The organism is Stenotrophomonas sp. 278, assembly GCF_003935715.1.
Lineage (GTDB): Bacteria > Pseudomonadota > Gammaproteobacteria > Xanthomonadales > Xanthomonadaceae > Stenotrophomonas > Stenotrophomonas maltophilia_AH.
This window is the reverse complement of record NZ_RHPP01000159.1, coordinates 1-8,905: the sequence shown is the minus strand read 5'-3', so window position 1 is coordinate 8,905 and position 8,905 is coordinate 1. Positions and strand designations below refer to the sequence as shown.

General features: G+C 63.1%; 11 protein-coding genes. 3 read left to right on the top strand and 8 right to left on the bottom strand.

Going from position 1 to position 8,905, the window contains the following annotated elements:
- Positions 1–453 precede the first annotated feature (453 nt).
- The 3 genes from EGJ34_RS18865 to EGJ34_RS22560 all read left to right on the top strand — a co-directional run bounded on the left by EGJ34_RS18865 (position 454) and on the right by EGJ34_RS22560 (position 2,280).
- Entirely contained in the window at positions 454–744 is a 291-nt protein-coding gene (locus EGJ34_RS18865) for a SymE family type I addiction module toxin (RefSeq protein ID WP_125361995.1), read from the top strand.
- Between the two features lie 308 nt (positions 745–1,052).
- Complete coding sequence (locus EGJ34_RS18860; protein WP_125361994.1) at positions 1,053–1,607, top strand: hypothetical protein; 555 nt, start codon at positions 1,053–1,055, stop codon at positions 1,605–1,607.
- Positions 1,608–2,073: 466 nt separating this feature from the next.
- Positions 2,074–2,280 carry a hypothetical protein gene (locus EGJ34_RS22560; protein WP_125361993.1) on the top strand — a complete coding sequence of 69 codons (207 nt, stop codon included), beginning with the start codon at positions 2,074–2,076 and terminating at the stop codon, positions 2,278–2,280.
- Positions 2,281–2,464: 184 nt separating this feature from the next.
- Here the strand turns inward: EGJ34_RS22560 and EGJ34_RS18850 are convergent, their stop codons facing one another.
- The 8 genes from EGJ34_RS18850 to EGJ34_RS18815 all read right to left on the bottom strand — a co-directional run.
- Complete coding sequence (locus EGJ34_RS18850; RefSeq protein ID WP_125361992.1) at positions 2,465–3,556, bottom strand: PA0069 family radical SAM protein; 1,092 nt, start codon at positions 3,554–3,556, stop codon at positions 2,465–2,467.
- Positions 3,557–3,857: 301 nt separating this feature from the next.
- Positions 3,858–4,601 carry a pyridoxine 5'-phosphate synthase gene (locus EGJ34_RS18845; protein ID WP_125361991.1) on the bottom strand — a complete coding sequence of 248 codons (744 nt, stop codon included), beginning with the start codon at positions 4,599–4,601 and terminating at the stop codon, positions 3,858–3,860.
- A complete protein-coding gene (locus EGJ34_RS18840) occupies positions 4,598–4,864 on the bottom strand; it encodes a hypothetical protein (protein ID WP_125361990.1) in 267 nt (88 codons plus the stop codon). Before EGJ34_RS18840 ends, EGJ34_RS18845 begins: the two co-directional genes overlap by 4 nt.
- A gap of 66 nt (positions 4,865–4,930) precedes the next feature.
- A complete protein-coding gene (gene cls, locus EGJ34_RS18835; RefSeq protein ID WP_125361989.1) occupies positions 4,931–6,400 on the bottom strand; it encodes a cardiolipin synthase in 1,470 nt (489 codons plus the stop codon).
- Between the two features lie 291 nt (positions 6,401–6,691).
- Entirely contained in the window at positions 6,692–7,105 is a 414-nt protein-coding gene (locus EGJ34_RS18830) for a biopolymer transporter ExbD (protein ID WP_125361988.1), read from the bottom strand.
- Between the two features lie 3 nt (positions 7,106–7,108).
- Complete coding sequence (locus tag EGJ34_RS18825; RefSeq protein ID WP_125361987.1) at positions 7,109–7,534, bottom strand: biopolymer transporter ExbD; 426 nt, start codon at positions 7,532–7,534, stop codon at positions 7,109–7,111.
- 57 nt (positions 7,535–7,591) lie between these two features.
- On the bottom strand, positions 7,592–8,353 hold the full coding sequence (gene exbB / locus EGJ34_RS18820) for a TonB-system energizer ExbB (protein ID WP_125361986.1): 762 nt from the start codon (positions 8,351–8,353) through the stop codon (positions 7,592–7,594).
- Positions 8,354–8,439: 86 nt separating this feature from the next.
- A partial coding sequence (locus EGJ34_RS18815) for an energy transducer TonB (RefSeq protein WP_148100522.1) occupies positions 8,440–8,905 on the bottom strand: 466 nt, incomplete at its 5' end.

Here is an 8,905-nt window from a genome sequence, read left to right as displayed (position 1 = left end):
CCGTTGGCCGGCCCTCGACACCGCCTGGGCCGGCCAACGGCCGGCGCTACCACGCTCGCCTGACGCACAACCGGCCCTTCGCGACAATTCGAATTTGTCTGCGCCATACGCGTCAAACGGCCAACTCGATGCCAAAACCGCGCACCAAATCACGCTAAACCGCCGCAAATCCGGCATTTCGGGGCCAATCCCGACACGCCAGGCTCGCCGGCAACCTGTCGCAAAAAACCAATCAAAACAAATCGCTTTGCGCGCCAATGCCGCGCCCGCATCGTGGCGTCGCGGAGCTCAAAACTCCCGCTAGGCGAAACTGTTGAAGGTCCCACGTCGGGAGGGTGGCTAATACAACACCCTCATGTGGGAATACGCCCGCCGCCTGCCTAGCGCGGTTTTGACCTCCCGACTTCCCCTCGCCTTTCAGGCGAGGGTGTTCCTTCCAGCCGGAGTCATCACATGCATCAGCAATCCGATCAGCCGCAGGAAGCAGTACCCAGCACCACCGCGCCGCGCCCAAGCACGAGGCACTTCCCCAACGTCAATTCCGTCCCAACGGACCTGCAGGAACAGGAAGCGGCAACCCCTTCCATCTACCTGCGCGGCCCTTGGCTACGCCGCCTCGGTTTTGAACCCGGCGAACAGATCCGCGCCGACTGCACCCCGGGCGAAATCACCATCACCCTGGCCACGCCGTCCCCCGATCCGGAAGCCGCCATCGTGCGCTTCACTGAGGTAGGCGGCGACTAAGCGCCCAAGCACGACGGAACCAGAACGGCCGGCCCAAGGCCGGCCGAATCTGGATCCAACCGCGCACGTAAGCCCGCTCCGGTAGGGTCGCACGCCAGTCGACCGCCGATAGCAATCATCAACGCGGCGAAGGCCAAGTTCCCACCGAACCCGCGCCAGCACTCGCGCGGTCCCATCTTCAAACATCACAAGCCAATACTGCGAGTCCGTGACGTGGAGCCAAAGGACCCAGTAAGCCGATACCCTATTATCGGCTGATCTCCCAGCGTCCCGTAGTGTCCCCATTCTTCCAAAGGTTGGTTAAGTCCATGAGCATGACCAAGTTGACGCTGTCGGCGCTGGGATTGATAGCGGCTGCCACAACTCAAGCCGCAGGAGCCAAGGAAAATCTTGTATCAAAGGTGTTCCATGACGGGGCGTATCTACCGCGTGTGTATGACGAGGCTGCCATCCTGCATCGCTACGGTGAAGGGGAGAGCTCCGTTGATGACGCCGGTTTGATTCGCCGTAGATACTGGGACCCATCAACGGCATTAGAGGTCGTGATCACTTCCAATCCAGATATCGCAGCGAGCGTGCGTACCGTCGACGAGATTCGCGTTTCCGCGATCGCAACAGGACCGCAATCGGTCAAGGAGACCGAGATTCTGAAAGGGCTGAATCTCAAGGGCGTAGTGATTGGAGATCCGAAATCAAAGGGTAGGGCTGCCGCAGCGGATTACGGCCAAACCCACAGTTCGCGCGAAAAGCTTGGGCAGTTGGATGTCGAGAGCGTATGCGGCTATGCCGATAGTGGTTCAAGCATATGCTTCTATTCTCGAGGCAAGCGGATCGTGGCAATGGCTGTCGGCTTCGGGCCCTGATGCCCCTTTGCCTTGCTGCAGGCTGGCCCTAGATTGACCCGCATCGGTAGGGTCGCACGCCAGTCGACCGCCGATATCAATCATCAGCGCGGCGAAGGCCAAATGCCCACCGAGCACGCGCCTTCCCTCGCGCTGATTCAGCTTTAAACCCCACACTTCTAGACTGTATCCAGAACTGCCCTGAACCGCGAACGAGCGGTCATCATCCAAGGAAGATGAAGCATGCGAACCAACGGAGCACACAGGCCAGGCACGGCGCTGCTGTCCCTCGCAATCGCTACGCTCTACGCACCGCAGCCCGCGCTATCGCAGGTCCCCGACGCAGCAGGAAGGCCTGCCTCACAGATGAGCAGCTTCGAGCGGGCGAGGGTTGAGAAGGTGCTCAACGCTGAGCTGCAGCATGCAGTGGACGCACAGCCCAAGCTGCCTGGGCAGACGCACATTGTGATTTGCGACCCACCTGTCCGTGAAGGAACGACGTCTGTTCATCGATCTCGGACGGAATGCTGTGCCCAATAAATCAGGTGCTGCGTCAGAACGCCAGTGTCACGAACTCTCCACTGAAGCAATCTCGATCCTCAACGGAATCGTCAGCGTCAACGGCTTTACCTGCACGTACGGTGGTCAGGATATCTTCTACTACCATCCGGAATCACTCACCTTTAAGGGGTGAAGGTGTTCGCGAGTGGCGGCCAGGTCATCATGGAGTTCCTGTTTCGCCTTGCGTCATGCCACAAACGAGTGTGGAGTTGTTATCGGCGGTCGACTGTCGTGCGACCCTACCGAAGCCCGTCCCGTCCAAGCCGTTATTTTGCTGGGTGGCGCGCACAACCGAGACGTCCCACGGCGACCGGCAGCTAGAACAGCGATCCCTGTGGCGAGTCTTGCCTGGGTGGCAACGGTCGCACGAACTTCGCACAATCCAGCTTCGGCCAGTGGCTGTGTTGGCCATCAAACCCCAGCCGCTTGCGCGCCAGCATGAACCGGTTCGACAGCAGGTCCGCATAGACCCCTTCGCCTCGCATGCGGGTTCCAAACTCGCTGGTGTAGTCCTTGCCGCCGCGCAGCTGTTGAATCGTGCTCATCACGTGCGCGGCGCGATCCGGGTGATGCGTATCCAACCAGTCGCGGAACAGCGGTGCCACTTCCAGCGGCAGCCGCAGCAGCACGTACCCGGCACTGCTGGCACCAGCGTCACGTGAGGCCTCCAGCACGGCTTCCAGCTCCGAGTCGTTGATCCAGGGAATCACCGGCGCGACCATCACGCCCACTGGAATTCCAGCGTCGTGCAGGCGACGCATGGCACGCAGACGCGCGTGCGGTGCCGAAGCACGCGGTTCCAGTTTCGCGGAGAGATGCGGGTCAAGCGACGTCACCGAGAAGTGCACGCTCACCAGCTTTTGTTCGGCCAGCGGCGCAAGCAGATCGATGTCGCGCTCCACCAATGCGTTCTTGGTGATGAGCGAGAACGGGTGCTGGGTTTCCAGCATCACTTCGATCAGCTGCCGGGTGAGTTTGAGCTTGCGTTCGATCGGCTGATAGGCGTCGGTGTTGATGCCCAGGGCAATCGGCTGCGGCACGTAACCGGGGCGCGAGAATTCCTTGCGTAATAACTGCGGCGCGTTGGTCTTGGCGAACAGCCTGGTTTCGAAGTCCAAGCCGGGGGAGAGGTTGAGGTAGGCGTGACTGGGACGGGCGAAGCAGTATGAGCAGCCGTGTTCGCAGCCACGGTAGGGGTTTACCGATTGGCTGAAGCCGACGTCGGGGGATTTGTTGCGGCTGATGATGCTGCGTGCGGTTTCGGCGCGCACCTCGGTGCGCAGGCGCGGGGCGGCGAATTCTTCGCCTTCTTCGGTGTCCCAGCCATCGTCCACGGCTTCGCTGGTGGTGACCTCGAAGCGGCCGGCCAGGTGGGTGGTGGAGCCTCGACCCTTGATTGCGATTCCCATGGTTAGAGCCTAGCCGCCGGGTGTCTCGCGGGTTGAGATCGGGGCGTGGGATGGTGGGTTCGGGTGCCGGTTTGCATGGTTAGTAGTATTACTAACTACAGGGTGTTTTGGTAGTGAAAGTGTTGTGAATAGGGGGCTTTGGGCGGGGTGGGGTGAATTGGCGCCCAGGGTTATCCACAGGTTGCGCTGAGAGCAGCCGGGCAAGCCCGGCTCTACGGGACCGCGGATGGTGCCGGCACCGCGAAGCCACGCAGGGCGTGGCTCTACGGCGGGGTTGGATCCGTCGCGTGTTGCCGATGGGTCACAGCAAGCGCAGGTAGCCCTTTACTGTGGTGTCCAAGCCGTCGTACAGCGCTTCGCCGATCAGGGCGTGGCCGATGGAGACCTCCAGCACATCCGGCACGGCCTGCAGGAAGTCGCGCAGGTTTTCCTGCGACAGGTCGTGGCCGGCGTTGACGCCAAGTCCGGCGGCTTGTGCGCGGCGGGCGGCATCGGCAAACAATGCCAACTGCACGGTGGCGTCGCCAGCGGCATGGGCTTCGGCATACGGCCCGGTGTACAGCTCCACGCGGTCGGCACCGAGGGCTGCCGCTTGCGCGATATCAGGGTTGCCGGCGTCCACAAACAGACTCACCCGGCAGCCATACGACTTCAGCGCGGCAATCAGCGGTCGCAGCCGCTCACCGTCGCGGCCGAAATCAAAGCCGTGGTCGGAGGTCAGTTGGCCGTCGCCATCCGGTACCAGGGTGGCCTGGGCGGGGCGGGTCTGCTCGCATAGCGGCAGCAGGCCGGGGTAGCCCTCACGCGGTGGCGCGAAGGGGTTGCCCTCGATGTTGAATTCCACGCCGCGGGCGCGGGTCAGCGTACTCAACGCGAACACATCCTCAGCCCGGACATGCCGTTGGTCTGGGCGCGGGTGCACGGTGATGCCGTGTGCGCCGGCGTCCAGGCAGGCGGTGGCGGCCTGCACCACGTCCGGGTCGGTGCCGCCGCGCGAGTTGCGCAGGACGGCGATCTTGTTCACATTGACGCTGAGGTAAGTCATAGGCTCGGGGGCAGGTCGTCCGGGCTGCGCTCGGCTTCGCGGCGGGCCTGGGCCTGCTCGCGCAGCCGACGCAGCTCGGCAGGGTCGATGAAAGTGGTCATGTCACGCTGCCCGTCACCGAAGGTGGCCACGTAACGGCCGCGGATCCACGCCAGCAGGAACAGCAGCGCGCCGCCCAGCCACAGCATCATCATGCCGGTGGAAGGGGTTTTCATGGCGAAGGCAAAACAGCCCAGCGAAAGCAGCAGGAACAACCAGTACATTGTCATTCTCCCCGTTGACCCGCGCAGTGTAGCGCCGGGGCGGGGCGGGGTTCCACGTGGCAACGGTTACAGCAGCGGCGAGGCCAGCCGGGCGAAGGCCTCGGGCACGCGGTGCAGCCACAGCGAGCGCTTGCGTTCGTTGTGCACCGGGGTGGCTGCGGCGAACTCGGCGGCCAGGATGGTTTCCAGCTTGGCCACGGTGCCGGCGTCGGTGATCATCATCGAAAGCTCGAAGTTGAGCCGGAAGCTGCGGTGGTCGAAGTTAGCGCTGCCGACAATGCAGACGTCGTCGTCGGCGATGAAGGCCTTGGTATGCAGCATGCGTGGGCCGTACTCGTAGATTTTCACGCCGGCATTGAGCAGCTCGTCGAAGTAGGAGCGGGCCGCCTGGGTGACGAACCAGGAGTCGCTCATCTTCGGCACCAGCAGGCGCACGTCCAGGCCGCCGAGGGCGGCGGAGGTGAGCGCCATGCGTGCGGCTTCGCCAGGAACGAAGTAGGGCGTCACCAGCCACACGCGCTCCTTGGCTTCATGGATGGCGGCAACCTTCAGTCGGTGGATGGCCTCCCACGCGGAATCCGGGCCGGACACCAGCACCTGGGTGTCGATGCTGCCGTCCTTGCGCTGGGCCATGTCGTTGGGCCACAGCCGGGCCATCTCGAGCTTCTGCGGTTCCTGCCCGGTGGCGTACATCCAGTCCTCGGCGAACACCAGCTGCAGGCTGCGCACGACGTGGCCTTCCAGCCGCATGTGCAGGTCTCGGTATGCGTCTGGGCGTTGGCTCTCGTCTTCTTCGTCGGTGATGTTGATGCCACCGGTGAAAGCAGTGCGCCCGTCGATCACCACCAGCTTGCGGTGGGTGCGCATGTTCAACCACGGGCGCTTGAACGGCTTGAGCAGCTGGCGCGGGTGGAACCAGGCGGCTTCACCACCGGCGTCGAGTAGCGGTGCAAGGAAGGACTTTTTGATGGCGGAAGATCCCACCGCATCCAACAGCAATCGAACACGAACGCCGTTGCGAGCACGCTCTACCAAGGCATCACGCAGCGCTGTGCCGGCGTGATCCGGATTGAAGATGTAATACTCCAAGTGCACGTGATCGCGCGCCTGGCCAATCGCTGCAATCAGCGCGGCGTAAGTCGCCGCTCCATCCACCAACCATTCCACTTCCGTCGCCGAACTCGGCGCCAACCCCGTAGTGGACTGGGCGATCTTCACCAGCTCGGTGCAGTCCGCATCCGGCGGACACACACTGCTGTAATGCTCCATGCCGGAGCGCGCGCGACCGCGACGCAGGCGCTGTCGTTTTACTTTCTGCGGACCCAGCACGTAATAGATCAACAACCCGATGTAAGGCAGCGCGGCCAGCGAAAGAATCCAGCTCAGCGTCGCCACCGGTTCGCGCTTCTGCAGCATGATCCAGCCGATCAGCCACAGCAGGTACACCACATAGGCGGCGATCATCATCGGCCGCAGGTGGGGAATGGCGTCAAGCCAATGCAGCCAATCGGCGAGGGCAGGGTAGGTCGCAAGCATGCGCGGATCATAGCCGGACATGGGTGTCCGGCGCTTGCTCCAGAAGGCGAAAGCCCCGGCCAGCAGTGCTGGTCGAGGCTCCGTAAGTCCGATGCCCTTGGCTATACCCGGTCCGGCCGGGACCCGCGAAGCGGGTGGGGTGCGCACCTTCTCGGCTATGTGCTGCATGCGCGCCACTATGGTCCACCCAGCGCAGTCAGCCGTCAACGGTCGTTCCCGTCACCCAGGCAAAAAAAACGCCCCTGTTTCCAGGGGCGTTTTCCAGTCGCGTCATGACTTGGGTCTTGCGTATTACTGTTGCTGGAACCCGATCTTCTTCATCTGCGCGTTCTTCGCGGCGGCCAGAATCTTGGCCATCACGTCGTACTCCGAGTCCGGGCTGGCGTCGATGCGCAGCTCAGGCTGGTTGGTCGGATCGCGCTGCACTTCCTGCTCCATGCGCTGCTGGAGTTCGCCCACTGCCACCGGGCTGTTGTTCCAGAACACCTGGTTGCTGGCGTCCACGCGCAACTCGATCGGCGGCGGCGGCTCAACGGTCACCGGTGGTGGGTTGAGAACACGCTGCGGCAGATCCACGGCGATCGGGTACGTCATGATCGGCGCGGTCACGATGAAGATGATCAGCAGCACCAGCATCACGTCCACGAGGGGCGTGACGTTGATGTCTGCCATGGGGCCCTTGCCACCACCAGAACTGAATGCCATGGCTTACTGCCCCTTCTCTTTGGTGGCCACGAAGCCAACGTCAAGCATGCCCTGTTCCTGCGCAACCTTGGTCAGCTCGTTGATGACACGCATCTTGGTGGTGCGGTCGCCACGCAGGTTGAGCGGGGGCTGGGGGGTCTGCTGGGCGGCGGTCGCCAAACGGGACTCGAGCGTCCCCTTGTCGATTTCCTCGTCGTTCCAGTAGATCGAACCGTCTTCCTTGACTGCCAGGGTGATCGGGCCCTTGCGGTCTTCGGCGGCTTCCGGGTTCTGGACCAGGTTGGCCTCCGGCAGATCCACCTTGACCTTGTGGGACATCAGGGGCGCCGTGATGATGAAGATGATCAGCAGCACCAGCATGACGTCCACGAGGGGCGTCACGTTGATGTCGGCCATGGGGCCGCCGCTGTTTCCACTACTGAAAGCCATAACGGGCTCCGTCTAGATCGTGTTGACTACATTCTTCCCGGGTACAGCGCGTCGCAATTAGCGGACGCGCGAACCGGTGGCGAAGAAGTCGTGCAGGTCGTGAGCGAACGTATCGAACTTGCTGATCGTGGCGCTGTTGATCTTGCTGAAGAAGTTGAAGGCGAACACGGCCGGGATTGCGACGAACAGACCGATCGCGGTCATGATCAGCGCTTCACCCACCGGGCCGGCAACGGCGTCGATCGAGGCGGAACCGGTGGCACCGATCTTGATCAGCGCGCCGTAGATGCCCCACACGGTACCCAGCAGACCGACGAACGGAGCGGTTGCACCAACGGTGGCCAGCAGGGTCATGCCCGACTGCAGCTTGTTGCTTTCGCGGGTGACGGCCTGACGCAGGGCGCGGTCGACGAATTCCGAACGGCTCAGGTTCTCACCCAGGCCACCGGTGGCGCCGCCTTCAGCGCGCTGGTGGTGGGCAGCAGCCTGGGCTGCGTCCAGAGCGATCTTCGAGAACGGCTCGGAAGCCGGCTGTTCTTCCATCGCACGGATGGCGTCCTGCGCGTTCGGGGTGTCCCAGAACTGGCTGACGACGCGGTCAGCGGCGCTCTTCAGGCGGGTAGCGCGGAAGATGTTGATGACGGTCCAGTACCAGGACATGGCCGACATGATCACCAGGGTCAGAAGCACGACCCAGGAGACAGCGAAGTCACCCGGCTGGGTGGTCATTTCGTGGATCAGATGCTCGAAGCCCATCTGCGACAGGGCATTGGACGGGTTGCCCCCGGCAGCAGCGGCGATGAAAAGTTCCTGCAGCATGACGCTTACCTTTGTTGTGTGTGGTGATGAATGGTGGTGCTAAAGAAGAGCTGGCAAGGCGGTGGCCGGCGGGCCACCGGCCGCTGTCAGTTCAGCGCAAAGTTGACCGGGACGCGAACGCGACCTGCGACCTTCTTGCCGCCCGACTCCGCTGCACGGAAGCTCCACTTGCGTGCGGCTTCCATCGCGGCGCGGTCGAGGTCACGGTTACGGCTGGACTTTTCGACCGTGACATTGGTGACGTTGCCGTTGGCATCGACATCAATGATCAGGATGACTTCACCCTGGATACCTGCACGGAACGCAGCCGGCGGGTAACGCGGGGGATTCATGTTCTTGGACGAGATATCGACGCTGGCCTCGATCGAGCTCGGCGGCTGCGGCGGGGTCGGCGGCGACGGCGGCGTCACGATGTCGTTCGGACGCGGTTCCGGCACGTCCACCACAGGAGCCTGCGGCGGCGGCGGCACCGGCGACGGCTTCGGCGGCGACAGGTTCTTCACCGGCGGCGGCGGGGTTTCATCCGGCGGCGGCGGCGGCGGCGGCGGGGGC